Origin of the sequence: Peteryoungia rhizophila, assembly GCF_004912145.1 — a bacterium.
Taxonomy (GTDB): Bacteria; Pseudomonadota; Alphaproteobacteria; order Rhizobiales; family Rhizobiaceae; genus Allorhizobium; species Allorhizobium rhizophilum.
In genome coordinates this window covers 921586-948143 of the sequence record NZ_STGT01000001.1, presented here as the reverse complement: position 1 = coordinate 948143, position 26558 = coordinate 921586, and the positions used below count along the sequence as shown (strand labels likewise).

The 26558-nt window shown below is 62.5% G+C and carries 25 protein-coding genes and 1 pseudogene; 17 read left to right on the top strand and 9 right to left on the bottom strand.

Translation table 11 applies throughout. The features are described from left to right. Positions 1 to 37: 37 nt before the first annotated feature. The 10 genes and pseudogenes from E9677_RS04430 (at position 38) to trmB (ending at position 10034) form a co-directional block, all read left to right on the top strand. Positions 38 to 466, top strand: coding sequence for a Fur family transcriptional regulator (locus E9677_RS04430; RefSeq protein WP_112247481.1), 429 nt, complete (start codon positions 38 to 40; stop codon positions 464 to 466). A gap of 33 nt (positions 467 to 499) precedes the next feature. Then, positions 500 to 1294 (top strand): lysophospholipid acyltransferase family protein, encoded by a 795-nt coding sequence (locus tag E9677_RS04425; RefSeq protein ID WP_408014685.1) that lies wholly within the window; start codon positions 500 to 502, stop codon positions 1292 to 1294. A gap of 57 nt (positions 1295 to 1351) precedes the next feature. Beyond that, positions 1352 to 2746, top strand: coding sequence for a tRNA (N6-isopentenyl adenosine(37)-C2)-methylthiotransferase MiaB (gene miaB / locus E9677_RS04420; protein ID WP_136556844.1), 1395 nt, complete (start codon positions 1352 to 1354; stop codon positions 2744 to 2746). A 39-nt stretch (positions 2747 to 2785) separates the two neighbouring features. Further along, positions 2786 to 3841 carry a PhoH family protein gene (locus E9677_RS04415; RefSeq protein WP_136556843.1) on the top strand — a complete coding sequence of 352 codons (1056 nt, stop codon included), beginning with the start codon at positions 2786 to 2788 and terminating at the stop codon, positions 3839 to 3841. A 20-nt stretch (positions 3842 to 3861) separates the two neighbouring features. Beyond that, complete coding sequence (gene ybeY, locus E9677_RS04410) at positions 3862 to 4368, top strand: rRNA maturation RNase YbeY (protein WP_136556842.1); 507 nt, start codon at positions 3862 to 3864, stop codon at positions 4366 to 4368. 12 nt (positions 4369 to 4380) lie between these two features. After that, positions 4381 to 5499: pseudogene (locus tag E9677_RS04405) on the top strand (transporter associated domain-containing protein); the annotation flags it as partial. A gap of 270 nt (positions 5500 to 5769) precedes the next feature. Then, on the top strand, positions 5770 to 7359 hold the full coding sequence (gene lnt, locus E9677_RS04400; protein WP_136556841.1) for an apolipoprotein N-acyltransferase: 1590 nt from the start codon (positions 5770 to 5772) through the stop codon (positions 7357 to 7359). A 147-nt stretch (positions 7360 to 7506) separates the two neighbouring features. After that, entirely contained in the window at positions 7507 to 7926 is a 420-nt protein-coding gene (locus E9677_RS04395; protein WP_112247493.1) for a helix-turn-helix domain-containing protein, read from the top strand. Between the two features lie 162 nt (positions 7927 to 8088). After that, positions 8089 to 9327, top strand: a complete 1239-nt coding sequence (gene metK / locus E9677_RS04390) for a methionine adenosyltransferase (protein ID WP_136556840.1) — start codon at positions 8089 to 8091, stop codon at positions 9325 to 9327. A 5-nt stretch (positions 9328 to 9332) separates the two neighbouring features. Next, a complete protein-coding gene (gene trmB / locus E9677_RS04385) occupies positions 9333 to 10034 on the top strand; it encodes a tRNA (guanosine(46)-N7)-methyltransferase TrmB (protein ID WP_136556839.1) in 702 nt (233 codons plus the stop codon). Positions 10035 to 10074: 40 nt separating this feature from the next. On the opposite strand, the gene E9677_RS04380 is transcribed toward trmB, so the two are convergent. Beyond that, positions 10075 to 10332 carry a BQ00720 family protein gene (locus tag E9677_RS04380; RefSeq protein ID WP_136556838.1) on the bottom strand — a complete coding sequence of 86 codons (258 nt, stop codon included), beginning with the start codon at positions 10330 to 10332 and terminating at the stop codon, positions 10075 to 10077. A 49-nt stretch (positions 10333 to 10381) separates the two neighbouring features. Next, positions 10382 to 10804, bottom strand: a complete 423-nt coding sequence (locus tag E9677_RS04375; RefSeq protein ID WP_136556837.1) for an Hsp20 family protein — start codon at positions 10802 to 10804, stop codon at positions 10382 to 10384. A 143-nt stretch (positions 10805 to 10947) separates the two neighbouring features. Here E9677_RS04375 and E9677_RS04370 point away from each other — a divergent pair, with 143 nt between their 5' ends. Continuing rightward, a complete protein-coding gene (locus E9677_RS04370) occupies positions 10948 to 11892 on the top strand; it encodes a nucleoside hydrolase (RefSeq protein ID WP_136556836.1) in 945 nt (314 codons plus the stop codon). A 70-nt stretch (positions 11893 to 11962) separates the two neighbouring features. Here E9677_RS04370 and E9677_RS04365 read toward each other — a convergent pair whose 3' ends face one another. From E9677_RS04365 to E9677_RS04355, 3 genes are all read right to left on the bottom strand, one after another. Further along, the gene (locus E9677_RS04365) at positions 11963 to 14311 is read right to left on the bottom strand and encodes a methyl-accepting chemotaxis protein (protein ID WP_136556835.1); all 2349 of its coding nucleotides are present in this window, start codon (positions 14309 to 14311) and stop codon (positions 11963 to 11965) included. A gap of 149 nt (positions 14312 to 14460) precedes the next feature. Then, positions 14461 to 15360: a ribokinase gene (locus tag E9677_RS04360; protein WP_136556834.1), complete on the bottom strand. Its 900-nt coding sequence runs from the start codon at positions 15358 to 15360 to the stop codon at positions 14461 to 14463. A 45-nt stretch (positions 15361 to 15405) separates the two neighbouring features. Beyond that, positions 15406 to 16629 (bottom strand): DNA recombination protein RmuC, encoded by a 1224-nt coding sequence (locus E9677_RS04355; protein WP_136556833.1) that lies wholly within the window; start codon positions 16627 to 16629, stop codon positions 15406 to 15408. Positions 16630 to 16913: 284 nt separating this feature from the next. On the opposite strand from E9677_RS04355, the gene E9677_RS04350 reads away from it, so the two are divergent. The 5 genes from E9677_RS04350 to truA all read left to right on the top strand — a co-directional run bounded on the left by E9677_RS04350 (position 16914) and on the right by truA (position 22377). Then, entirely contained in the window at positions 16914 to 18425 is a 1512-nt protein-coding gene (locus E9677_RS04350; protein WP_136556832.1) for a globin-coupled sensor protein, read from the top strand. Between the two features lie 116 nt (positions 18426 to 18541). Continuing rightward, positions 18542 to 20047 carry a globin-coupled sensor protein gene (locus E9677_RS04345; RefSeq protein ID WP_136556831.1) on the top strand — a complete coding sequence of 502 codons (1506 nt, stop codon included), beginning with the start codon at positions 18542 to 18544 and terminating at the stop codon, positions 20045 to 20047. Between the two features lie 71 nt (positions 20048 to 20118). Then, positions 20119 to 20631 carry a peptide deformylase gene (gene def / locus E9677_RS04340; protein WP_136556830.1) on the top strand — a complete coding sequence of 171 codons (513 nt, stop codon included), beginning with the start codon at positions 20119 to 20121 and terminating at the stop codon, positions 20629 to 20631. Between the two features lie 34 nt (positions 20632 to 20665). Further along, the gene (gene fmt, locus E9677_RS04335) at positions 20666 to 21610 is read left to right on the top strand and encodes a methionyl-tRNA formyltransferase (RefSeq protein ID WP_136556829.1); all 945 of its coding nucleotides are present in this window, start codon (positions 20666 to 20668) and stop codon (positions 21608 to 21610) included. After that, positions 21610 to 22377 (top strand): tRNA pseudouridine(38-40) synthase TruA, encoded by a 768-nt coding sequence (gene truA, locus E9677_RS04330; protein WP_136556828.1) that lies wholly within the window; start codon positions 21610 to 21612, stop codon positions 22375 to 22377. Before fmt ends, truA begins: the two co-directional genes overlap by 1 nt. A gap of 9 nt (positions 22378 to 22386) precedes the next feature. On the opposite strand, the gene E9677_RS04325 is transcribed toward truA, so the two are convergent. The 4 genes from E9677_RS04325 to dapD form a co-directional block, all read right to left on the bottom strand. Continuing rightward, complete coding sequence (locus tag E9677_RS04325) at positions 22387 to 22983, bottom strand: hypothetical protein (protein ID WP_136556827.1); 597 nt, start codon at positions 22981 to 22983, stop codon at positions 22387 to 22389. After that, on the bottom strand, positions 22970 to 24163 hold the full coding sequence (dapE, locus tag E9677_RS04320) for a succinyl-diaminopimelate desuccinylase (RefSeq protein ID WP_136556826.1): 1194 nt from the start codon (positions 24161 to 24163) through the stop codon (positions 22970 to 22972). The genes E9677_RS04325 and dapE overlap by 14 nt, the downstream gene beginning before the upstream one ends. A gap of 112 nt (positions 24164 to 24275) precedes the next feature. Beyond that, the gene (locus tag E9677_RS04315) at positions 24276 to 24656 is read right to left on the bottom strand and encodes a DUF805 domain-containing protein (protein WP_136556825.1); all 381 of its coding nucleotides are present in this window, start codon (positions 24654 to 24656) and stop codon (positions 24276 to 24278) included. A gap of 6 nt (positions 24657 to 24662) precedes the next feature. After that, positions 24663 to 25523, bottom strand: a complete 861-nt coding sequence (dapD, locus tag E9677_RS04310) for a 2,3,4,5-tetrahydropyridine-2,6-dicarboxylate N-succinyltransferase (RefSeq protein WP_136556824.1) — start codon at positions 25521 to 25523, stop codon at positions 24663 to 24665. A 137-nt stretch (positions 25524 to 25660) separates the two neighbouring features. On the opposite strand from dapD, the gene E9677_RS04305 reads away from it, so the two are divergent. Continuing rightward, positions 25661 to 26539, top strand: a complete 879-nt coding sequence (locus tag E9677_RS04305) for an LOG family protein (protein ID WP_136556823.1) — start codon at positions 25661 to 25663, stop codon at positions 26537 to 26539. Positions 26540 to 26558: the final 19 nt, after the last annotated feature.

Below are 26558 nucleotides of genomic sequence, written 5' to 3'. Positions count from 1 at the left end.
GTTGGACGAACCGACCATCTGCGGATATGCTGACACAATGAATGACGCCCTGAAATCCCTGGAAGCGCTGTGTGCCGAACGCGGCATGCGCATGACCGAACAGCGCCGCGTCATCGCCCGCATCCTCGAGGATTCGGACGATCACCCCGATGTCGAGGAGCTCTATCGTCGGTCATCCAAGGTCGACGCCAAGATCTCGATCTCGACGGTCTACCGTACCGTCAAGCTCTTCGAGGACGCCGGCATCATCGAACGCCACGACTTTCGCGATGGCCGGTCGCGCTATGAAACCGTGCCGGAAGAACATCACGACCACCTGATCGATCTGAAGACCGGCACCGTCGTCGAATTTCATTCGCCAGAAATCGAGGCACTGCAGGAGCGCATTGCCCGCGAACACGGCTTCCGCCTTGTCGGCCACCGCCTCGAGCTCTATGGCATCCCGCTGTCGAAGGACGAGAAGTGAGCCGATGCTCGCCATGCCAGTGAGGCTCGCGTGATCAACTGGCTGAGGGTCGGCATTTTCCTCGTCGTGCTGCTGGTCGTTTCCGGCCTGCTGATTCCGGTGCAACTGCTGGCACTGCGCTTCGACTGGCCGCTCCGCCGCCGTCTGCCGCGCCAGTGGCACCGGATGGCGCTCTGGTTCCTTGGCATCCGGGTCCACGTCCACGGCAAGCTCGATACCCGCCGCCCGCTGATGATCGCCGCCAACCACGCCTCCTGGAAGGATATCCTCGTTCTCGGCTCGCTCGCCGATGTGGCCTTTATCGCCAAGACCGAAGTGGCCTCCTGGCCGGTCTTCGGGTTTCTTGCTCGGCTGCAGAAGACGATCTTCGTGGTGCGTGAGGAGAAGCGCCGCACCGGCGACCAGGTCAACGAAATCGCCGCGCGCATGGCCGATGGCGAAATCGTCGTGCTCTTCCCGGAAGGCACGACCTCGGACGGCAACCGCATACTCGGCATCAAGTCGTCGCTTTTCGGCGCCGCCGCCGCCGCCTTGCCGAAAGAGGGGGAGGGGGTCGTGCATGTCCAGCCCGTCGCCATCGCCTATACCCGCGTTCAGGGCATGCCCATGGGGCGTTACCACCGTCCCATCGCCGGCTGGCCGGGTGACGTCGGTTTGGTGGAGCATCTGATCGGCGTTTTGCGTGCCGGCGCGTTGGATGTCGATGTCACATTTGGCGAGACGGTCGAGTTCAAGAAGGGCGACAGCCGCAAGGCGCTCGCCATCCGCATCGAGGAGCAATTGCGCGCCATGCTGCTCGCCCATCTGCGCGGCCGCCGCCGCCACTGAGCACGCTGGCCAATTTTTCGGTTTAATCGCCGGGAGAAAACCACTAAATAGCGGCCCATGACCCAGGAAACCGTTAGCCTCACCGAAACCTCGCTGCCGGGCGCCAACACCCGCAAGGTCTTCATCAAGACCTATGGCTGCCAGATGAACGTCTATGACAGCGGCCGCATGGCCGATGCTCTGGCGGCCGATGGCTATGCCCCGACCGAGGTCATGGAAGAGGCCGATCTCGTCCTGCTCAACACCTGTCACATCCGCGAAAAGGCCGCCGAGAAGGTCTATTCGGCGCTCGGGCGCCTGCGCGAGCACAAGAAGGCCCGTGCAGCCGAAGGCAAGGAATTCATGATCGGCGTCGCCGGCTGCGTCGCCCAGGCCGAAGGCGAGGAGATCTCCCGCCGCGAGCCCGCCGTTGACGTGGTCATTGGCCCGCAAACCTATCACCGCCTGCCGCAGGCTCTTCACAAGGCCCGTGCCGGTGAGCGCGTGGTCGATACCGAATACGCACTGGAAGACAAGTTCGAGCATCTGCCGGATCCGACCAAGGTGATCGGCAAGCCGCGCTCCGTCACCGCCTTCCTCACAGTGCAGGAAGGCTGCGACAAGTTCTGCACCTTCTGCGTCGTGCCCTATACCCGTGGCTCGGAAGTCTCCCGTCCACTCTCCCAGCTTATGACCGAAGCCCGGCGTCTGGTCGACAGTGGCGTGCGCGAGCTCACCCTGCTCGGCCAGAACGTCAATGCCTGGCATGGCGAGGATGGAGAGGGCAGGGCGATCGGCCTCGGCGATCTCCTCTACAAGCTCGCGGAAATCCCGGGCCTCGCCCGCCTGCGCTACACCACCAGCCACCCGCGCGACATGGATGATCGCCTCATCGAGGCGCATCGCGACCTGCGCATGCTGATGCCCTATCTGCATCTGCCCGTGCAGGCCGGCTCCGACCGGATCCTGAAAGCCATGAACCGCCGCCACAAGGCCTCCGAATACGTCGCCCTCATCGAGCGCATCCGCTCCGTCCGGCCCGATATCGCGCTCTCGGGCGATTTCATCGTCGGTTTCCCTGGCGAGACCGAGGCCGATTTCGAAGACACGATGGCCCTCGTGCGCGAAGTGAACTACGCGCAGGCTTATTCGTTCAAGTATTCGACACGTCCCGGCACGCCCGGCGCCGATCTGCCCGATCACGTCGCCGAAGATGTGAAGACCGAACGCCTGGCACGACTCCAGGCTTTGCTGCTCGAACAGCAGCAGGCCTTCATGCAATCGATGATCGGCAAGACCATCGATCTGCTTCTCGAGAAGCCGGGCCGCATGCCGGGACAGCTGATTGGCCGTTCGCCCTGGCTGCACTCTGTGAATCTTGATGCAAAGTCATCGCAAATCGGTGACATTATACAGGTACGAATCACCGCAGCCGGCCCAAACAGCTTGTTTGCCGAGGTGGCAGAGGGTTAGAGTGAGGGCCTGAACCTGATCGAACAGGAGCCTGATCGCTTGAACGCAACAGAAGTGGTTTCTTCACCCTCGCGCAATGTCCGCACGCCTGCGACCGACGCCAATCACTTCATCTTGACGTTCGAGAACAATAGGCTTGCCAGCGAGCTTTTCGGCCAGTTCGACCAGCATCTGAAACTGCTCGAGCAGCGCCTCCAGATCGAGGCTCGCGCCCGTGGCAATTCGGTTGCCATCACGGGTGAACTCCAGGCGACCAACCAGGCCCGCCGCGCTCTCGATTTCCTCTATGCCCGCCTGCAGAGCGGTGGCTCGGTCGATGCCTCCGACGTCGAAGGCGCGATCCGCATGGCGGTAGCCACAGACGACCAGCTCTCGCTTCCGACGCTGGAGCGCAAGGCCAAGCTCTCGATGGCCCAGATTTCTACGCGCAAGAAGACGATCGCGGCCCGCACGCCGACACAGGACGCCTACATGCGCGCTCTGGAACGGTCCGAGATGGTCTTCGGCGTCGGCCCCGCCGGTACCGGCAAGACCTATCTCGCCGTCGCCCATGCCGCCCAGCTCCTGGAACGTGGCGTCGTCGATCGCATCGTATTGACCCGCCCGGCCGTCGAAGCCGGCGAACGCCTCGGCTTCCTGCCCGGCGACATGAAGGAGAAGGTCGATCCCTATCTCCGCCCGCTTTATGACGCGCTCTACGACATGATCCCCGGCGACAAGGTCGAACGCGCCATCACAGCCGGCGTCATCGAGATTGCGCCGCTCGCCTTCATGCGCGGCCGCACGCTCGCCAATGCCGCGATCATCCTCGATGAGGCGCAGAACACCACCTCGATGCAGATGAAGATGTTCCTCACCCGTCTCGGTGAAAACGGCCGCATGATCATCACCGGCGACCCGAGCCAGGTCGACCTGCCACGCGGAGTCACCTCCGGTCTGGTCGAGGCCTTGCAGGTGCTGAAGGGTGTGGAGGGCGTCTCCGTCATTCGCTTCAAGGATACGGACATAGTGCGCCACCCGCTGGTCGGCCGCATCGTGCAGGCCTATGACGCGAAGTACAAGGTACAGGACGAAAGCGAGCAGAGCGAGCACTGAGCCCGCTTTGCAATGACACGATGAGCCAGTTGGACATACAGATCGCCGTCGAAGCCGACGGCTGGGAAGACGAGACCGCGCTGGAGGCTTTGGCCACGCGCGTTCTCGGCGCGGCTGAGAGCCATCTTGCTGCGAGCGAAGGCCAGCCCTTTCCGAAGCAGCGGACGGAGGTCTCGCTTGTCTTCGCAGATGACGAAATGATCCGCGAAATCAATGCCGAATGGCGCGACAAGGACAAGGCGACCAATGTCCTGTCCTTTCCCGCCTATCCGCTGACCCCGGGCAAGATGCCGGGGCCGATGCTCGGCGACATCATCATTGCCCGCGAGACGGTGGAGCGCGAGGCGGTCGATCTGGAAAAAAGTTTCGAGGAGCATCTGACCCATTTGATGGTCCACGGATTTCTGCATCTCTTCGGCTACGATCACATCGAAACGGACGATGCCGAAAAAATGGAAGCGCTGGAGACTCGCATTCTGGCGAAACTTGGCCTATCTGACCCCTATGCGGGACAAGACCCGATCTGATAGTTTGGAACAATGACCGATTTTGCGACGAAAACGGCCCCTGAGGCCAAAGAGAGTAACGAGGGATCCTCTTCCGAAGAGGGCAGTAGTCCCCCCCGAGCGGATAGCTCGGCCCGACAATCCCCATCCTTCTGGGCCCGCCTGGCCCGCATCTTGAAGCCGTCTTCCTCCACCAGCCTGCGCGAGGATCTGACGGTCGCCCTGAATGCCGACGCGCAGTTGGGCGAGGCCTTCACGCCCGAAGAGCGGGCGATGCTTAACAACATTCTCCGCTTCCGCGAGATCCGTGTCGAGGACATCATGGTCCCGCGCGTCGATATCGAAGCGGTGGATCAGAGCGTCACCATCGGCGAACTCATGACAATCTTCGATGTGTCCGGCCGGTCGCGCATGCCCGTTTATGCCGAAACGCTCGATGACCCGCGCGGCATGGTCCACATCCGGGACCTCCTGTCCTACGTCACCAAGCAGGCCCGTAGCCGCAAGCGCGTGGCGAAACCGGCCGCAGCCGTAAACGGTGCGGAAAAGGTCGAAAAGCCGGCCAAGCCGAAGATAGACTTCGACCTTGCTCGCATCGATCTCATGAAGACGGTCGCCGAAGCCGGCATCATCCGGTCGATCCTCTTCGTGCCGCCCTCCATGCTCGCCTCGGACCTTATGAGCCGCATGCAGGCGGCCCGCACCCAGATGGCACTCGTCATCGACGAATATGGTGGCACCGACGGTCTCGTCAGCCACGAGGACATCGTTGAAATGGTCATCGGCGATATCGATGATGAACACGACGATGAAGAAGTCATGTTCAGCCGCGTCTCCGACGATGTTCTGATCGCCGATGCCCGCGTCGAACTGGAAGAGATCGCCGAAGCGATTGGTCCCGATTTCGACATCAAGGATCGCCTGGAAGACGTCGACACGCTGGGCGGCCTGATCTTCTCCGCACTCGGCCGCATCCCGGCCCGCGGTGAGGTGGTGCAGGCGCTTCCGGGCTTCGAATTCCATATCCTCGATGCCGATCCCCGTCGGGTCAAGCGGGTCCGCGTCTCCCGCAAGCGTGCCGGCGCACGGCGCCGCGCAACGGCAAAGGGTGAGGTCGATACCCGCGCCGACGGCGAAGTCGATGCCAAGGCGCCAAAGGCTGTGGCTCCCACGCAGGAAGCTGCACCCAAGGCGCGGACCAGGGCACCGGCAAAGCCCCGCGCGCCCAAGGCCACCGCAGCACCTGCCGAGCCGATCGTCGAGCCTGCCGCCGAGCCAGTCCTCGAGGTGATCGAGACCCCGGTAGAGAACACCGCCCGACCGTCGTCCTGACGGTCGGAACCTTCCGCACCGAAAACCGCGACACGCCCCCTGTTTTTTGGGAGACTGCCGGCGGTTGATTCGTGGGCATAAGGGGTGGACATGCAGGCTTTGGCAGCGAGGATCTTGCTGCTGTGGGGCGTGAGACGAGCAGGTCTCGCAGTTCTCGCAGGAGCGATCGGGGCGCTTGCCCTTCCACCCTTCGACATCTTCGCTTCGATGTTCGTCTCTTTCACGCTGCTCGTCTGGCTTCTGGATGGGGCGACGGGAAATGCCGAAACGGGCAGGGCAGGGCTGTCCTCTTCCTTCTGGACAGGCTGGTTCTTCGGCTTCGGCTATTTTGTCAGTGGCCTCTGGTGGCTCGGCAATGCCCTTCTGCTCGAAGCCGACGAGTTTGCCTGGGCAATTCCGCTCGCCGTGCTCGGGCTCCCCGCAGTGCTGGCGATCTTCTATGGGCTGGCCACCATGCTGGCGCGTCTCATCTGGTCCGACGGCATGGGCCGGATAGCCGCCCTTGCCGCCGCCTTCGGTCTGGTCGAGTGGCTGCGCAGTGTGGTCGCGACGGGATTTCCCTGGAACGCGATCGGTTATGCCGCGATGCCCGTTCCGCTGATGATGCAGTCCAGTTATCTGCTCGGCATCCTCGCGATCACGCCACTCGCCATTTATGTCTTCGCAGCGCCCGCCCTTCTCGGCACGCGCCGCGGCGCATGGCCCGGCCTGCTGCTCGCCGCTCTGCTGCTCACCGCCCATTTCGGCTACGGCGGCTATCGCCTCTACGTCGCTCCGCCGACTGAAGCGGACGAGACGCTCACGGTCCGTCTCGTCCAGCCGGCCATCGACCAATCGCAGAAGATGGAGAATACGGATCGCATCGGGATTTTCGAAAAGCACCTGAGCCTCAGCGCGGCAGCCCCCGAAGAAGGCAAACCGCGACCTGATGTGATCATCTGGCCTGAAACCTCCGTCCCCTTCATCCTGACCGAAAACCCGGATGCGCTCGTTCGTATCGGTGACGTGCTCCAGGACGGGCAAATTCTGCTGACCGGCGCGGTCCGTGCGGAGGAAAGGGGTGCCGGCCAACCGCCGCTCTACTACAATTCGGTCTACATGATCGACGACAAGGGCCAGATGATCGGCGCGAGCGACAAGGTGCATCTGACACCCTTCGGCGAATACGTCCCCTTCGAAGCTCTCCTGAGTCGGTTCGGCATCGAGGAGTTGATCAGTCTGCCGGGCGGTTTCACCGCCGCGTCCAGTCGTACGCCGCTGACACTCCCCTCGGGCGTCGGCTTCTATCCGCTGATCTGCTACGAGGTGATCTTTCCGGGTGAAATCGCGCCGGACCTCGCCGGTGCAAACGCGATCCTGAACGTGACGAACGACGCCTGGTTTGGGTCGACGCCGGGCCCCTACCAGCACTTCCTGCAGGCCCGGCTACGCGCCGTTGAGACCGGCGTTCCCCTGGTCCGGGTGGCCAATAACGGAATTTCGGCAGTCGTAGACCAATATGGGCGCGTGGTTGACGGCCTGGTGCTGAACGCGTCCGGAGCCGCGGATGCAACCCTTGATGTCAATTCAGAGCCCAAACGGAACATTCAATCTCACCTATTAAACTTCTGGTTGGTGTTCGCTGTATTGGCCATGATTGCCCTATTTTCTAGTCTGGGTTTTATTAGGCGGACGAATTGACCGAAAACCCCTAAAATTGCATAGTGGCTCGGACCGGTACTCTACAAGTATGCTGAAAGTTCAGCGTTCGCGAGTACAACGTATCGTTATGGTTTCGCGAGCGCGGGGTTCTGGTCGGAGCGCCAACAATTTGTCAGGACGACATTAATGATCGAGAACAAGAAGAAGCCGAACCCGATTGACATCCATGTCGGGAGCCGGATCAGGCTTCGTCGCACGATGCTTGGCATGAGCCAGGAAAAACTTGGTGAAAGCCTCGGGATCACCTTCCAGCAGATCCAGAAATACGAAAAGGGAACCAACCGCGTCGGCGCGAGCCGCCTTCAGAATATTTCTAACATTTTGACGGTGCCGGTCTCCTTCTTCTTCGAGGATGCGCCGGGCGAGCAGACATCGGGCGCAGCCGGCATGGCTGAAGCCTCCAGCTCCAACTATGTCGTAGACTTCCTGTCGTCCTCCGAAGGCCTGCAGCTGAACCGCGCTTTCGTGAAGATCAGCGACGCCAAGGTTCGCCGCAAGATCGTCGATCTGGTCAAGGCATTGGCGGCTGAAGCCGACAGCGAATGAACGTCTGACGTCCTGATCCAAGAGAGCGGCCGCAGGGCCGCTTTTTTTATGCGCGGAAGGAAATGTTTACTCACATAAAGATATATTTATGTGGTTGTGTCCTTGTCATCGTCGCTTGAACTGAGTAACGATGCCGAAATCCATACTTTGAGGGGAATCCCGATGCGCGCAAACTACCTCTTCACCAGCGAATCCGTTTCCGAAGGTCATCCGGACAAGGTCTGTGACCGAATTTCCGACGAAATCGTTGACCTGGTCTACCGTGAAGCAGCCAAGACCGGGGTCGATCCCTGGACCGTGCGCATCGCCTGCGAAACCCTTGCCACCACCAATCGCGTCGTCATCGCCGGCGAAGTGCGACTTCCGTCGAGCCTGATGAAGACCGACAAGAACGGCAACGAGGTCATCAACCCCGCCAAGTTCAAGTCCGCCGCCCGCAAGGCCATCCGTGACATCGGCTACGAGCAGGACGGTTTCCACTGGAAGACGGCCAAGATCGACGTGCTGCTGCACTCGCAGTCGGCCCATATCGCCCAGGGCGTTGACCAGGCAGCCGATAGCTCCAACAGCGAAGGCGCCGGCGACCAGGGCATCATGTTCGGTTATGCCTGCAAGGAAACGCCGGACCTGATGCCGGCCCCGATCTATTACTCCCACAAGATCCTGCAGACGCTGTCGACCGCCCGCAAGAAGGGCGAGGGCGATGTCGGCAAGCTCGGCCCCGATGCCAAGAGCCAGGTCACCGTCCGCTACGTCGACGGCAAGCCGGCCGAAGCGACCTCGATCGTTCTGTCCACCCAGCATCTCGACGAGAACTGGGATTCCAAGAAGGTCCGCGAGGTCGTCGAACCCTTCATCCGCGAAGCCTTGGGCGAGTTGAAGATCGCCGACGATTGCGCCTGGTACATCAACCCGACCGGCAAGTTCGTCATCGGCGGCCCGGATGGTGACGCCGGCCTCACCGGCCGCAAGATCATCGTCGACACCTATGGCGGTGCTGCCCCCCATGGCGGCGGTGCCTTCTCCGGCAAGGACACGACCAAGGTCGACCGTTCGGCCGCCTACGCCGCCCGTTACCTCGCCAAGAACGTCGTTGCCGCCGGTCTCGCCGAGCGTTGCACGATCCAGATCTCCTATGCGATCGGCATTGCCCAGCCGCTGTCGATCTATGTCGACCTGCATGGCACCGGCAAGGTGACCGAGGACGAGGTCGAGGCCGGTATCCGCAAGGTCATGGACTTGTCCCCATCGGGCATCCGCCGCCATCTTGACCTGAACAAGCCGATCTATGCTAAGACGTCCGCCTACGGCCATTTCGGCCGCAAGGCTGGCCGCGATGGTTCCTTCTCCTGGGAGAAGCTGGACCTGGTCAAGCCGCTCAAGGATGCGATCAAGGCTTGATCTGAATGACGGAACAGGAACGCAGGACGAGGTCGACCGAAGCCTTCTTCGGTCGACGCAAGGGAAAGCCGTTGCGCGACCTTCAGGTCGAGCGGATGGAAACCGTCCTGCCGGAACTGAAGATCGACCTCGCATCACAGGTGCCGGCCGACCTAAAGTCCCTGTTTCCTCTGCCCGTCGACAAGATCCGTCTCGAAATCGGCTTTGGCGGCGGTGAGCATCTGGTTCACCGCGCCCGCACCAATCCGACAACCGGCTTCATCGGCGTCGAACCCTTCATCAATTCCATGGCGAAGCTGCTCGCGGTCGTCGAGGCCGAGGGTTTGCAGAATATCCGTGTCTACGATGATGACGCGACGCAGCTGCTCGACTGGCTGCCGGAAGGCCAGATCGACCAGATCGATCTCCTTTATGCCGATCCCTGGCCGAAAAAGCGACACTGGAAGCGCCGTTTCGTCTCCCAAGTCAACCTGGAGCGCTTTCACAAGGTTCTGAAGCCTGAAGGCATTTTCTGCTTCGCCTCCGACATCGACACCTATGTCAACTGGACGCTGCAGCACTGCCGCGATCATGGTGGGTTTGACTGGACGGCACGCAATGCAGCCGACTGGCTCACGCCCTATGACGGCTGGCCGGGTACGCGCTACGAGGCCAAGGCCCGGCGTGAAGGCCGCTCTTCGGCCTATCTCACATTCCACAAGCGCTGATTCGCAGCCGTCTTAGGCCGCGAAGCATTCGCTGCACCACTCAGTGCAGCGAAACGGTCTTCAGATCGTCTTCCGCCGCCTTGAAAAAGGTGCTCGAACGGTTGTCTGTCAGAAGGATCGGCGTGCCGTCGGCGGCAAACAGGGCCCAGAGATCCAGCGTCGGATCGATTTCCGGCGCTTCCGGGAAGCAACGGGACACGTCGTCCGACTTCATCTTGCGGATATAACCCACTTCGCCGGCACCCAGATGGGCGAGCTCAGACTTGGTAAGGTGGGACGAGGCTTCTTTGAGTAACATTCCGATCCTCCGCGAATGAGGGAGAGGCGGCCGAACATTGCCGCGAACTTCATTCTGCGATGGAGATGTTAATTTTCCTTACCAGATGCACCGGATCATGCCTTTCGATCTCGATCGACAACAGGCCGTTTCTGAGCGACGCCCCGGTCACCTCCATGCCATCCTCGATCGCGAAGATCCGCTGGAACTGCCGTGAGGCAATGCCGCGAAAGAGATAATCCACCTCCTCGCGTTCCACCTGCTTGCCCCGGATGATCAACTGGTTGGCCTCAACGCTGACATCGAGTTCGTTTTCGTCGAAGCCTGCCACCGCCAGCGTCACGCGAAGCCTCTCCGCTCCCTTCTGCGGTGCCAGCCGCTCGATGTCGTAGGGCGGATAGCCGTCACTGCCCCGCGGCCGTCTGAAGGCGCTGCCATCGCCGGTATCGAAGGTGATGAGAAAGGCTTCGGTCGGCAGTCTGGTGCGTGTCATTGCATTCCCTTGTTCGGCCCGACAGGGGCCGTCCCTCCGTCATCAGGAATATGGGAAATCGCATCCCGCCCGACAAGCACTCTCTTGCTTGACAAATGCAAGGCCTCGTTCCAAGCCTCGGCCATCAGACTTTAGGATGCCCCATGACAGAACCGCGTAAGATCATCATCGACACCGATCCCGGCCAGGACGATGCCGCCGCCCTCATGCTCGCCTTTGCCAGCCCTGACGACCTGGAGCTGCTCGGCATCACCACGGTTGCCGGCAATGTGCCTCTCTCCTACACGAGCCGTAACGCCCGCATCGTCTGCGAACTCTGCGGCGAAACCGGCCGCCGTATCTTCGAAGGCGCGGATCGCCCCATGGTGCGCCCGCTCGTCACTGCCGAACACGTGCATGGCAAGACCGGCCTCGACGGGGCTGTACTTCCTGAGCCGATCATGGCGGTCGAGGGCCAGCACGCCGTCGATTTCATCATCGAGACGCTGCGCAACGAACCCGCAGGCTCCGTCACGCTCTGCACGCTGGGCCCGCTCACCAATATCGGTCTCGCCCTCCAGAAGGCGCCCGATATCGCGCCGCGCGTCAAAGAACTGGTGATGATGGGCGGCGGCTTCTTCGAAGGCGGCAACATCACGCCGGCGGCCGAATTCAACATCTATGTCGACCCCCATGCCGCAGCGGCGGTTCTCGCCTCCGGCATCCCGGTCACCATCATGCCGCTCGACGTGACACACCAGCTGATGACCACCAAGGCCCGCGTCGCCCGGATCGCGGCACTCGGCACGAAGCCGGCGAAAGCCATGGTCGAATGGCTTGAATTCTTCGAACGCTTCGATGAGGAAAAATACGGTTCCGACGGTGGTCCTCTGCATGATCCGACGGTCGTCGCCTACCTCCTGAAGCCCGAGCTCTTCTCCGGCCGCCATTGCAATGTCGAGATCGAGCTGCAGTCGGAACTGACGGTCGGCATGACCGTGGTCGACTGGTGGCGCGTCTCCGGCCGCGAGCCGAATGCCACCTTCATGCGCAATGTCGATGCCGACGGGTTCTTTGATCTCTTGATCGAGCGCTTCGGCCGTCTCTGATCAGACCGAAAAGAAAGGGGGGCCGCAGCTGTGCCGCGGCCCCCCGTCATTTCTCGAGTAGATCGGGCTTTCAGAACTCTTCCCAGCTTTCGGCGCTGGCAGATGCTCCGCCGCCTGCCGCAGCCATCTTGCGGGGTGCCGGCGCATAGGCCGGTGCGCGCGGCGCGGCCGTCTGTGGTGTGTAGGAGCCACGCATGCTCTCCGCAGTCGCCCTGAGGGCTGCAGCCGGCGCGGTGGCACCACTCACCTGAAACTTCGCCACGAGCCCGCGCAGCGTATCGGATTCGTTGCGCAGCGCCATGCTGGCCGCCGTCGTCTCCTCCACCATGGCGGCGTTCTGCTGGGTCACCTGGTCCATCTGGTTGACGGCGGAATTGACCTCCTTGAGGCCCGATGCCTGCTCGCTGGCCGATGCCGAGATCTGCCGGATCAGGCCGTTGATCTGCATGACCTGCTGGGAGATCTTCTGCAGCGTCTGCCCGGCTTCACCGACCAACTCCACCCCGTCCTTGACCTGCGCAGCCGAAGCATTGATCAGCGCCTTGATCTCCTTCGCCGCCGTTGCCGAACGCTGGGCGAGCTCACGCACTTCCTGTGCCACGACCGCAAAGCCCTTGCCGGCTTCCCCGGCACGTGCGGCTTCGACACCGGCATTGAGCGCCAGAAGATTGGTCTGGAAGGCGATCTCGTCAATGACCCCGATGATGCGCGAGATCTCCTGCGACGACTGCTCGATGCCGTGCATCGAGGCGACCGCCTTCTGCACGACCTCGCCGGATTTCTCGGCATCCTTGACGGCGACCGAAACCGTGTTGGCGGCAGTGCCCGCATTGTCGGCGCTCGAATTGACCTGTTCGGTCAACTCGTTCAACGCCGCAGCCGTCTCCTCCAGGCTCGCAGCCTGCTGCTCCGTGCGCTTGGAAAGATCGGCGGCACTTTCGGAGATTTCGCTCGTGCCGGCCGCGATATTGACCACGCTGCCGTTCACCGAGGCAATCGCCTGTTCGAGGCTCGCCACGGCATCGTTGAAGTCGCGCTTCAGCGCTCCGTATTCGCCCGGGAAGTCGTCCGCGATCCGGTAGGTCAGGTTGCCCTGCGAAAGCTGGGCGAGACCACTGCCGAGTGCGGTCACGACATGCTGCTGCACCGAGGCGGAGACGTTGCGCTCCTCTTCGTTGCGGCGACGTTCGCCTTCGGCGGCCTTGCGTTGGTGCTCTGCTTCTGCAGCCAGCGTGTGGCTTTCGGCCAGCTTGTGGCGGAAACCGTCCAGCGCCTTGGCGACGAGGCCGATTTCGTCCAAGCGATGCTGGTTCGAGACGTCGCTTGCATAATCGCCCTTCGTCATCCGCTCGACATCACCGACCAGGCCATGCAGCGGTCGCTGCGCCAGCGAACGCACGGCGAGGAAGAGCGCGATCATCACGGCAGCGAGCACGATCAGGCCGCCGATGATCATCATCATCGTCTGTGCCTCGATCGGTGCGTTGATCGCCGCATGCGGGATGTCGATGATGACGGCCCATGTGGCGTTCACGCCGGGAACGGCAAAGGGATAGAGCAGGCGGTCGAAGCCTGCGCCACTTTCATTGGCGAGGTTCGGCACGAGGCCGCCGGTGCCGTTCGAAAGCGAAGCCTTGAGCGCGTCCGCGCCTTCTGCCTCATAGGGCTTCATCAGCAGGTCGTCGGTCGGGGCCACGAGCCATTGTGCGCCCTGTGCGACGAGCAGCACACGGCCGGTCTCGAACGGTTTCAGCGCCTTCAGCTTCTCGGAGAGTGAGAGCAGCGACATGTCCACGCCCGTGACACCGATCATCTTTCCACCGGAGTAGACGGGATAGGCGATGGAACTCATCGTCGTCGGGACGTCGGTTCCCTCGGCCAGGTAAGGAGCTGTGATCGCGCCCTTGCCGCTCTTCGCCGCCAGCGCATACCACTCTGCCGGATAATCGGCGCGGAAGGTGGAGAACTGGATCTCACCGTTGCGGTTCTTCGACCAGTAGGGCGTGAAGTCGCCGTCGTCATTGGCCGAGAGTTCGAGCTTACCCTTGATCTCGTCCTTCTGGCCGTCGATCGCGCGGGGTTCTTCCGCCATCCAGCTGCCGAAGGCAAACGGGTTCTGTTCGAGATTTGCTTTCAGAATATTGGTAATGCCGACCCGGTCGAGCGACTGGCCCTCATGGCCACGTCCGATGACGCCGGACATGGTGCGTGCGGCACTCGCCAGCTCGCCGATATCGCCGGCGATTTCCCGAGCGATGGATTTGGCCTCGGCATTGGCCTGTTCCATGGTCAGGGAGTGAACCCGGTCTCGGGTCTGCGAAATCAGTACCAGATTGGAAAGGAAGAGCACCAGGCCGATTGCGATGCCGGTGACGACGAGAAGTTTGGCGGCGATCGAGCGGGTAAAAAAGGCGAACATGGAAGCCTCGAAAACTGAGGATCAGGACGCAGGGACATTCGTTCCACGCCGTCATGGCGCAGCCGGGTGCCTTCACGCACCCCGATCGCGGCCGATGCTATGTTCCATTGCTTAACGGGCAATAAATCAGACTTGCGCCCCGGTTGAAATCAGAGCGAGGCGGCGACCTCGTCTGCAACAGGGATCGCCGGCTGTGCGCCGGCTTTCAGGCACGCAAGCGAACCGGCGACCGCCGCGCGGCGCAGCGCGTCACCGAACGCCATCCCGGCATCCAGGCTGGCGGCCAGATAACCGCAGAAGGTGTCGCCTGCTCCCACCGTATCGACGGGCACGATTTTCAGGCCCTTGGTCCGGTGCAGCACGCCGCCTTCCGCCGCAATGACGCCATCGGCGCCGAGCGTCACGATGAGGATCTGCCCCGTCTCGCCATGCATTTCGAGAAGCATCTTCTCTCGCTGCTCCGTCGTCAGATCGTCGCGGCCGACCAGGCGTTCGAATTCGGTCTCGTTGGCGATGACGATGCTGGCGAGCCTGGCCAGATCGGCGGTTTCCGGGATCAGCGGTGCGATGTTCAGGACCGTCCGAACGCCCCGGGCCTTCGCAGCTTCGAGGGCAGCGCTGACGGAGCCGGCCGGAACCTCCTGCTGAAGCATCAGGATGTCGCCGTCCTGCATGCCGGAAATGGTCTGCTCGGCCTGCTCGCTGCTGACGGTCCCATTGGCAGCCAGCACCACGGCGATCATGTTCTCACCGTCACCACCGACCAGGATCAGCGCAGTCCCTGTCGGACCATCCACGCGTGCGACGTCAGTAAGATCGGTGCCAGCCTTGTCCAGGAGATCGAGGGCAGGGTCTGCGAATTCGTCGCGCCCGACAGCGCCGACCATGTGCACATCAGCCCCGGCGCGTCGTGCAGCCAGCGCCTGGTTCGCGCCCTTGCCGCCCGCGGCCGTCGCAAACCCCGTTCCCGACACGGTTTCACCCGGCTTGGGCAGCCGTGGCGTGGTGGCGACGAGGTCCATGTTGATGGAGCCGAAGACGGTAATCATGAGCGAGAGGCCTCCCTAGGTTCTTCGCTCTTTTGGACCAGGGTCTCAGTCTTCGTCAACAACCCTCAGCTTGAGCATGCCGGTCCGGCTCTCCACGGCACGCGACGGGACCTCCTCCCCATCCGTCCGCCCTGCAGGCGTCTCGAATTCCATCGCCTCGATCTTCGCCCCGCGCTTGGCCAGCTTGTCCGAGGAGGTGATGATCATCTCCACGTCCTTGCTTGCAGCGAGGAAATGGCTTTGCAGCTTGCGCGTCCGGTCGTCGAGACGGCTCAAGTCCTCCATCAGGCGGATCACCTCGCCCTGGATCAGATGCGCCTGCTCGCGCATGCGCTGGTCCTTCAGCACGGCCTGGATGACCTGGATGGAAAGCATCAGAAGGGACGGAGAGACGATCACCACCTTCTGCCGATGCGCCTTCTGCACGACGCCCTCGAAATTCTCGTGAATCTCGGCAAAGATCGATTCTGAGGGCACGAACAGGAAGGCCATGTCCTGCGTCTCGCCCGCGATCAGATACTTCTCCGAGATGTCGCGGATATGGACTTCCATGTCCCGCTTGAACTGCTGCGAGGCCATCTTCTTCTGCTCAGGGTTCTCCGTTTCCCGGATCACGTTCCAGGCCTCGAGCGGGAATTTCGCATCTACCACCAGCGGCGGTGAATCATTCGGCATGCGGATCGTGCAGTCGGGCCGCGACCCGTTCGACAGCGTCGTCTGAAAGGCATAGGCGCCCATCGGCAAACCGTCGGCAACGATCGTTTCCATCCGCGATTGCCCGAAGGCACCACGCGTCTGCTTGTTGGACAGGATCGCCTGCAGCCCGACCACGTCCTTGGCGAGCGACTGGATGTTGTTCTGCGCCGCATCGATCACCGCGAGCCGCTCCTGCAGGGTGCGCAGATTATCATGTGTCGACTTGGTCTGTTCCGTGATCGTCGCGCCGATCCGGTGCGTCATGCCGTCGAGCCGCTGGCTGATCGTCTGGTTGAGCTCGGCCTGCCGGCTGCCGAAGACTTCTGCCATGGTCGCCAGCCGACCCTGCATCTCGGCCTGCGCCTTCAGGAGCTCCGCGAGCCGCGCCTCGGCCGCTTCGTCACGCCGGGCGACCTCCGCCATCTGCCGCGCCCTTGTCGATGCCGACCTCATGGAGATGAGAACGAGCGCGATGATGGGAGCGAGCACGATCGCCACCGCAAGCGCCAGCAGGAAGGTGGGCGACAGGGTGACTGAGCCGATGGTCACCGCCGGAATGTCCTGGATGTTCATGTACCAATGATACCTGATTCGCACACGGCTGACAGATCAAAGAGTGAACACGCCTCGCCGAGATCTGTTTGTTTGGGTCCATGCCAGAAATATTTTTAGGCGGCAGAATTGACGAACCGCAAGCCAGCGCGGTGTTCGGGTGCACGCGGCGGTGTCAAAGCCGCACTTCAGGCGAGGGCGACAATTCGCGGAAACCAATGCTTTACCATTTAAGCGCTCTGTTGACCTGGTCTATCAGCATCAGCTGATACGCACTGTGATTGCAGAAATAGAGTGAGTGAGCCATGTCGCAACCCGACAATACCGATCTGAAGAACCGTCTTCGTTTCCTCGGGCTTGACGACAAGGGGCGAGAGACCCTCCGTCGCCTCGGCCCCCTGATCCGCAAGAACATCGGCAGTGCGCTCGACATCTTCTACGACAAGGTGCGCAAGGTGCCGGAAACGGCGGCCTTCTTCCGCAGCGAAGATCACATCAAGGGTGCCAAGAAGCGCCAGGAAGAACATTGGGGCATCGTCGGCACGGCCGAATACACCGACAGCTATGTCGAAGGTGTCACCAAGGTCGGCAAGGCGCATGCCCGCATTGGCCTCGAGCCCCGCTGGTACATCGGCGGCTACGCCCTGGTGCTGGAACGGCTGGTGCATGCGGTGGTTCGCGAGAGATGGCCGAGCCGCTTCGGCCGCCAGAATTCCGGCCGGCTCGCCGAGGAGATCTCGGTGGTGGTAAAGGCCGCCCTTCTGGACATGGACTATTCCATCTCCGTCTATCTCGCGATCCTTGCCGAACAACGCCAGGCAGCAGAGCATGCCCGCCTCACGACCGAGGCAGAACAGGCGACGGCACTCGCAGCCCTTCGCGGTGTGCTCGCCAAGCTGTCCGCCGGTGATCTCGACGCCCGTCTCCCTGCCGATCTGCCGGCCAATTTCGTGCAGATGGCGAGCGACTACAACGCCTCCATCGATGCCCTGCGCTCGACCATTGTCACAGTCCGCCAGTCGGCCGATGAAATCTTCAAGTCGACCGCCGCCATCTCCGATGCCACCGACGAACTGGCGCAGCGCACCGAACAACAGGCCGCTGGCCTCGAAGAGAGCACGGCAGCACTCCACGAGCTCACCCAGAATGTCACCCTGACGGCCGATGGCGCCAAGGAGGCCTCCCAGGTCGTCGGCGTCGCACTGTCGGAAGCCCGTGTGTCCGAAGAGGTCGTCGGTCGTGCGGTCAGTGCCATGGGGGCCATCGAGAAGTCTTCGGATGAAATCTCGAAGATCATCGGCGTCATCGACGAGATTGCTTTCCAGACGAACCTCCTGGCCCTCAATGCCGGTGTCGAGGCCGCCCGCGCCGGGGAGGCCGGACGTGGCTTTGCCGTCGTCGCCCAGGAAGTGCGCGAACTCGCCCAGCGTTGCGCCAATGCCGCCCGCGAGATCAAGAACCTCATTTCGCAGAGCTCCACCCAGGTGGATGCCGGTGTCGACCTCGTCAACAATGCCGGCGAAGCGCTCGGCAAGATCATCGTCCGCATCGGCGAAATCAACGAGATCGTCGGCAAGATCGCCTCGGCCGCAGCCGACCAGTCGGGCGGCCTGCGTGAGGTGAACACTTCGGTCGCGTCCATGGATCAGATCACCCAACGCAATGCCGCTATGGTCGAGGAGAGCTCTGCCCAGACGGCAACCCTTCAGGAAGAGGCGGGCCGTCTGGTCCAGGCGCTCCAGGGCTTCAAGACATCAGGCGCCTGGTCGCAGAAGGCAAGCCAGTCGGCCGCCGGCGGTTTTCGCCGGGCCGGCTGACGATACCGGCACAGCGGCGAATTTCAGTGGATTTCGTCGCTGTGCGTTTAGAAACTGTTCAGCAAACCGTGACAGTTCTGATGGATGACAGTGAACTCCAAAGTCCGACGAGAAAAATGACCTCGAACACCCAGAACGACCTTTCCGAACGCCTCGATTTCCTCGAGATCGACCAGAAGACGCGCAGCACGCTGGCCGAGCTGCGGCCTTCGATCAAGGAGATCGTGGGTGGTGCGCTGGACAAGTTCTACGGCAAGGTTTCGAGGACCGGAAAGATCGTCGGACACTTCCGCGACGGCGCGCATATGAATGGCGCCAAGTCGGCGCAGGTTGGTCACTGGGACAAGCTCGCCAGCGGCCAGTTTGACGAAAACTACGTGCGCGGCGTCACCGCCGTCGGCAAGGCCCATGCCCGCATCGGCCTGGAGCCTCGCTGGTATATCGGCGGCTATTCCATGCTGGTTGGCGAGCTCTTGAGCGGCATCCTCGTCAAGCATTGGCCCTTCCCCTTCGGCAAGCAGCATGCGGCGACCCTTGGGGAAAAGCTCCGCGCCGTTGTCAAGGCCGCCATGCTCGACATGGATTATGCGATCTCGGTCTATCTGGAAGAGCTGGACGCCAAGCGTCGCGCGCTCGAAGAGGAACGTGCCCGTTTCGAGGCCGATCAGGCGATTGCCATGGAGCATCTGCGCCGCGGCCTGGAAGCGCTTGCCCAGGGTGACTTCGAGGCGCGCATGACGACGGACCTGCCGGACAACTTCAAGGAAATGGCCGGCCACTACAACGAAACCGTCGATCGCCTGAACACCTCCTTTACCGCGATCCGCCGCGCTTCGGAAGGCATCCTGACCGGCACGGACGCGATCGCCCACGCCTCCGACGAACTCGCCAGCCGCACCACCCGCCAGGCGAGCGGCGTGCAGCAAAGCTCGACCGCCCTCCAGCAGCTCTCCGTCAGCGTCAGCCAGACGGCTGCCAATGCCGAGCGCGCCTCGCAGACCGTGCGTGACACCCAGCAGCAGGCGAAAACCTCGGGCACGGTCGTGTCGCAGGCCGTCTCCGCCATGGATGCGATTGAAAAGTCTTCGACCGAGATCTCCAAGATCATCGGCGTCATCGACGAAATTGCCTTCCAGACCAATCTTCTCGCCCTCAATGCCGGCGTCGAGGCCGCCCGCGCCGGGGATGCCGGCAAGGGTTTCGCCGTCGTCGCCCAGGAAGTGCGCCAGCTCGCCCAGCGCAGCGCCGATGCGGCAAAGGAAATCAAGCAGCTGATTTCCCAAAGTTCCAGCCAGGTGAAGGAAGGCGTCGGCCTGGTAACCGGAACCGGCGAGGTTCTGGGCGACATCATCACCCGCATCGATGCGATCGACACCTTCGTCTCCGATATCGCCGCCGCCGCCAAGGATCAGGCGATCGGCCTGAACGAAGTCAATCAGGCGACCCGCAACATGGATCTCCTCACGCACGAGAACAGCGACATGGTCGAGCGCACCTCGGAGGAGACGCGCCGCCTGCGCAGCGAGGTTGCGGCCCTCGTCGAACAGCTTTCGCAGATCCGCACGCGCGTCGACCAGCCGGGAGCGCCGGTCCGCCGGGCACCGGATCGTCGCGCCGCCTGAGAGGTCGGAAAACGGCAAAAGCGCAGCGTTTTTTCCGTTTCCTCCGCCTGGAACTTGCGCTAAGGGAGGCCATGACCATCAAGCCTCTCATCATTCTGCCCGATCCCCTGCTGCGTCAGGTATCCGCGCCCATCGAGCGCGTCGATGCCGAGCTCGAGCAGTTGATCGACGACATGCTCGAAACCATGTACGAGGCTCCCGGCATCGGCCTGGCCGCGATCCAGGTCGGCGTGCCGCGCCGTCTGCTCGTCATCGATCTCGCCAAGGAAGGCGAAGAGCCAGCACCTCTCATCTACATCAATCCGGAGATCCTCAAGAGCTCCGACGACCGCTCGGTCTACGAGGAAGGCTGCCTGTCGATCCCGGATTATTATGCCGAGGTCGAACGTCCGGCCTCGATCACGGTGAAGTCGCTGGGTCGCGACGGCAAGGAGACCGTGACCGAGGCCGACGGCCTGCTCGCCACTTGCCTTCAGCACGAGATCGACCATTTGAACGGCGTGCTCTTCATCGATCACATCTCCCGCCTCAAGCGCGAGATGGTGATCAAGAGGTTCACCAAGGCCGCCCGTCAGAAGATCTGATCCCGGGCGTCACCAACCGCTTCGAGGCAGCACGATGGCACTTCGCATCATATTCATGGGCACGCCGGATTTCTCCGTCGCGACCCTGAAAGCGCTGCATGCGGCGGGCCACCAGATCGTCATGGCCTATTCGCAGCCGCCGCGTCCCGGTGGCCGTCGTGGTCTCGATCTGCAGAAGTCGCCCGTTCATCAGGCCGCCGAAGACCTCGGCATCGAGGTCCGTCATCCCCTGAATTTCCGTGATCCCGCTGATCGCGAGGCCTTCGTTGCGCTCGGCGCCGATGTCGCTGTCGTCGTCGCCTATGGCCTGCTGCTGCCCGAAGCGATCCTCAACGGCACGCGTCTCGGCGCCTATAACGGCCACGCCTCGCTTCTGCCCCGCTGGCGGGGTGCTGCCCCGATCCAGCGCGCCATCATGGCCGGCGATGCCGAGACAGGCATGATGGTGATGAAGATGGACAAGGGCCTCGACACCGGCCCCGTCGCGCTCACCCGCACGGTCGCAATCGGTCCCGACATGACGGCCGGCGAGCTACACGATGCCCTCAGCATCGTCGGCGCCGAAGCCATGGTCGAGGCGATGGCGAAGCTCGAAGCCGATACGCTGGAAACGGTCGTTCAGGCAGAAGAGGGCGTGCTCTACGCCGCCAAGATCGACAAGGCCGAGACCCGCGTCGACTTCACCCGCCCGGCGACCGAGGTGCACAACCACATCCGCGGCCTCTCGCCTTTCCCGGGCGCCTGGACCGAAATGGACGTCAACGGCAAGCCCGAGCGCGTCAAGCTGATCGCCTCGCATCTGGCCGAGAAGGATGGCGTACTCGCGGGACCCGGTACGGCGCTCGACGATCGCCTGACGATCGCTTGCGGCACGGGCGCAGTCAGCCTCGTCCGCCTGCAGAAGGCCGGCGGCAAGGCATTGAATGCTGAGGACTTCCTGCGCGGCACGCCGCTCCCCAAGGGCACGGTGATCACCTGATGCCGCGCTTCCGCATGACCGTCGAATATGATGGCTCGGCCTATGTCGGCTGGCAGCGCCAGGACAACGGCCATTCGATCCAGGCCGCCCTCGAACAGGCGATCCTGTCGCTGACCAGCGAGACGGTCGTCATCCGTGGCGCGGGCCGCACCGATTCCGGCGTGCATGCCATGGGCCAGGTGATCCATGCCGATCTCTCCCGCGCCTGGGTGCCACGCAAGCTGCGCAATGCGCTGAACGCCCATCTGGCGATGGCGTCCGAACAGGTCGCCGTGCTCGAAGTCCAGGCTGTGCCTGACGCGTTCGACGCCCGCTTCTCGGCCCTGAGACGCCATTACCTCTACCGCATCATCACCCGCCCGGCGCGTCTGGCGCTCGAGGACAAGCGGGCCTGGTGGGTGCCGAAGCCGCTCGACCACGAGGCCATGCATGAAGCTGCCCAGCAATTGGTCGGTCATCACGACTTCACCACCTTCCGCTCCGCCCACTGTCAGGCGAAAAGCCCGGTCAGGACGCTCGATCGTCTGGATGTCACGCGATCAGACGAACTCATCGAGATCCGCGCCACGGCTCAGAGCTTCCTGCACAATCAGATCCGCTCTTTCGCCGGCACGCTGAAGCTCGCGGGCGAGGGCAAGATGACGCCTTCAGATGTGCGGGCAGCGCTCGAAGCCCGCGACCGTTCGGCCTGCGGGCCCGTGGCGCCGCCTGAGGGGCTGTTCTTCATGGCAGTGGATTATCCCGGCGACGAGCCGTTCGGTCGCTGAGGCTGACCCTCAGCCTGGATAAACGCCGAGATAGCGCTCCAGCACTTCCGCGATGATCATCGAGGGGATCAGCAGCACCATGATGACGGTGGAAACCATCAGCAGCTGATCGCCTAGGATCATCCGCATGATCCGGAACAGCGCCGCGATCAGCGAGATCATCAGGAGAAGCCATAGGAAGGCCACGACGCCGGCAAGCCCCGGCACGAACATCATCAAGAGGACCAGCAGGCCGTAGGAATAGGAAACCGGTAAGGCGAGCCAGTTGCTCACCACCACCATGGATGCGTATTTCTCGCCGATCCCGATCATCCAGCAGAGAATGCCGAGCAGGATCAGCGGGAACAGCCAGTTCGACGCTTCGACCAGCGCGAGCCGGAAGAAGAAGACCGCACCCGTTCCGGTGTCCTCCGGCAGGCCCTGGAGATAGAGCAGGCGCCACCAGGCGAAGGAAATCAGGATCGCCGGCAGCGTCCAGAGGATGGCCCAGAACGAGCGCATCGCACCGCGGTCGGTGAGGTCGAGATAGGAAAAGCCTGATGGATCCTGCTTGAACAGCAGCCAGAGACCCTTGAGATAGAACTCGACCTCCTTAAGCGTCGGCATGGGCAAACCACTGCTCGATGAAGGTCTGGTAGATCACGGTCAGCGTCTCTAGGTCCGCGACGGCGACGCGTTCGTCGACCATATGCATGGTCTGGCCGACCAGCCCGAATTCCACGACCGGGCAATAATCCTTGATGAACCGCGCATCCGACGTGCCGCCCGTGGTCGAGAGCTTCGGCGTCTTGCCCGTCACCGTTTCGATCGCGCCCGAAAGCGAGGCGATAAGCGCATTGTTGCGCGTCAGAAACACATGGCTCGGCCGCTCCGACCAGGTGATGTCATAGCCGATTGCCGCTCGGTCCGGCCGAAGCTCCGGATCAACAGCCGCCGCATCCAGCCTGCGAATGATCTCGGCATTGACGCTGTCTGCGGTCCAGACGTCGTTGAAGCGGATGTTGAACTTGAAGCGTGCCGAAGCCGGAATAACGTTCGTCGCCGCATTGCCGACATCGATGGTGGTGACTTCGAGGTTTGACGGCTGGAAGTTCTCCGTACCGGTATCGAAGGCCGGGAACATCAGGCTTTTCGCCAAGGACAGCGCGCCGCGCACCGGATTGTCGGCAAGATGCGGATAGGCCGCATGGCCCTGCACACCCTTGACCGTCACCGTGCCCGAGACCGAGCCGCGCCGGCCGATCTTGATCATGTCGCCGAGGGTATCCGGGTTGGTCGGCTCACCGACCAGGCAGGCGTCCCAGCGTTCGCCTCGTTCTGCGGCCCATTCGAGCAGCTTCACCGTGCCGTTGACGGCAGGGCCTTCCTCGTCGCCGGTGATCAAGAGCGAGACCGAGCCCTTCGGCACCTTCCCCTGTTCCACCAGTCGCGCATAGGCCGCGATGAAGCAGGCAATGCCGCCCTTCATATCGACGGCGCCACGCCCATAGAGCATGCCGTCGCGGACATCTCCGGAGAACGGCCCGGCGCTCCAGTCGGTCTCGGCTCCAACGGGCACGACGTCGCTATGGCCGGCAAACATCAGATGCGGGCCGTCGGATCCGGCGCGGGCATAGAGGTTCTCGATATCAGGCGTGCCCTCGTCCTTCGCCAGCATCCGGTCGACGCGAAAGCCGAGCGGAGAGAGAAGGCCTTCCAGCACATCGAGCGCCCCGCCTTCGGCAGGCGTGACGGAAGGGCAGCGGATGAGGGCCTGGAGGACATCGACGGGATTGGTAGCGGTCATGAATACTTTTACGGGATTGGCCGAGTGCCGGTTCAGCCCGGCCGTCGGTGCCTTGAGAAGATGACGCAAGACTTAGCCGATCCGCCGGGGCCTGTCACCCACCACCCGCCGCTCAGTGCGAACGCGTATCGGGGCCCGGTCCATAGCGGTTGTCATCCTCGACCGAGGGCCAGACGCAAAGCACGAAGAAGATGATCAGCGAGAAGGCGGGCATGATCAGGAGCGCCGCCACCACGCCCGGCATGCCGATGTCGTGCAGCCGTTTGGTGCCGAGCATCAGCAGGGAGAGGAGGGAGAGGCATGCGGAGGCGAGGAAGAGCGAGAGGAAGCCGGGTGCGACCTGCTCGTCTGATTGCCCCGTCACGAACGCGAGCACAGCCGCGTTCGTCATCATCCAGAACAGTGTTCCGAGGATGAAGATCCGCCGTCCGATGCGCCCGTCCCAGAGGAAGAGCGCCCAGCCGACCGATGTCTGCCGCCTCGGCAAGGCCATGCGGGATCAGTCCCGGAGCAATTCGTTGATGCCGGTCTTCGAGCGGGTCTTCTCGTCGACGCGCTTGACGATGACCGCGCAGTAGAGATGCGGCGCCGGAAGACCGTTCGCCATCACGGCATTGCCAGACGGCATCGAACCGGCAACGACGACGGAATAGGGCGGCACTTCGCCATACATCACTTCGCCGGTGGCGCGGTCGACGATCTTGGTCGACTTGCCGATGTAAACGCCCATACCGAGCACGGAGCCTTCACGGATGATGCAGCCTTCGACGACTTCAGACCGGGCGCCGATGAAGCAGTTGTCCTCGATGATGGTCGGGCCGGCCTGCAGCGGCTCCAGAACGCCGCCGATGCCCACACCGCCGGAGAGGTGCACGTTTGCACCGATCTGAGCGCAGGAGCCGACGGTCGCCCAGGTGTCGACCATGGTGTTTTCACCGACATAGGCGCCGAGATTGACGAAGGACGGCATCAGCACGACACCCTTGGAAACATAAGCCGAGCGGCGCACCACGGCATTCGGTACGGCACGGAAGCCGGCGGCGCGGAACTGGTTCTCGCCCCAGCCCTCGAACTTCGACGGCACCTTGTCCCACCAGGTGGAGGCACCCGGACCGCCCTTCACGACTTCCATGTCATTCAGGCGGAAGGAGAGGAGCACGGCCTTCTTCAGCCACTGATGCACGGCCCATGTACCGTCTTCGCCGCGAGCCGCGACGCGAACCTGGCCGCTGTCGAGCAGGTTGAGCGCCGTCTCGACGGCATCGCGGATCTCGCCCGTGGTGGTGGTCGAAACCGTATCGCGGTTGTCGAAAGCCGCTTCGATGACGTGTTCGAGCTGGGTGAGATCGGAGGCGCTCATCTGGATTCCTTAAACTTCGTTGTCTACCGTGGGGATGGAAACGATCAGGACTGATCGAAAATTCGCGCAAAGCTCTAGCGCATAAAGGGCTGGATGAAAACAGCCGCGGCAGCCCCGCGGGCTGGAAAGGAAGAGGCATGGCACAGTTGAAAAATGGCAAGCACAGGCGTAAGGACGGATCCTGGGATCCGCTGAAGGATAGCTCGACCGACAAGCAGAGCGCACAGGTTGTTCCACGCACCCCGCAATCGGTCTCCTCGTCCTACACGCTTGCCTATGTCGATGAGGAATTCCTCTGCCGCGAGGAGCTTCGGCCTGTCCGATTGCAGCTCGAACTCCTGAAAACGGAGATGATCCTCACCGAGCGCAACATCAAGTCGACGGTCGTCATGTTCGGTGGCGCGCGCATTCCCGCCCCGGGTGAGGCAGCCTGGGCGGCGAAGAACGATATCCAGAAGAAGAACCTGGAAGACGCTTCGATCTATTACGAGGAAGCCCGCAAATTCGCTCAGCTTTGCTCAAAGCAGGCCGTCATGAGCGATTACAAGGAATATGTGGTCGTGACCGGTGGTGGTCCGGGGGTCATGGAGGCCGGCAATCGCGGGGCTCAAGACGTCGGCGCACCCTCGATCGGCCTGAACATCGTGTTACCCCATGAACAGGCGCCCAACCCTTACGTCACGCCGGAACTGAGCTTCAACTTCCACTATTTCGCCATTCGCAAGATGCATTTTTTGATGCGCGCCAAGGCGATCACCATCTTCCCCGGTGGCTTCGGCACGCTCGACGAGTTTTTCGAGACGATCACTCTGATCCAGACCAAGCGCATGGCGCCGATCCCGCTCATCCTCTTCTCCCGCGCCTTCTGGGAGGACATCATCAATTTCGAGGCACTCGCCGCCTTCGGCACGATCGCGCCCGAAGACCTCGATCTCTTCCATTTCGCCGAAACGGCGGAGGAGGCCTGGAAGATCATCGCCAACTTCTATGACCTGAACGAAGAAACGGCCCCGTGAGGGGCCGTTTCGGCATTTA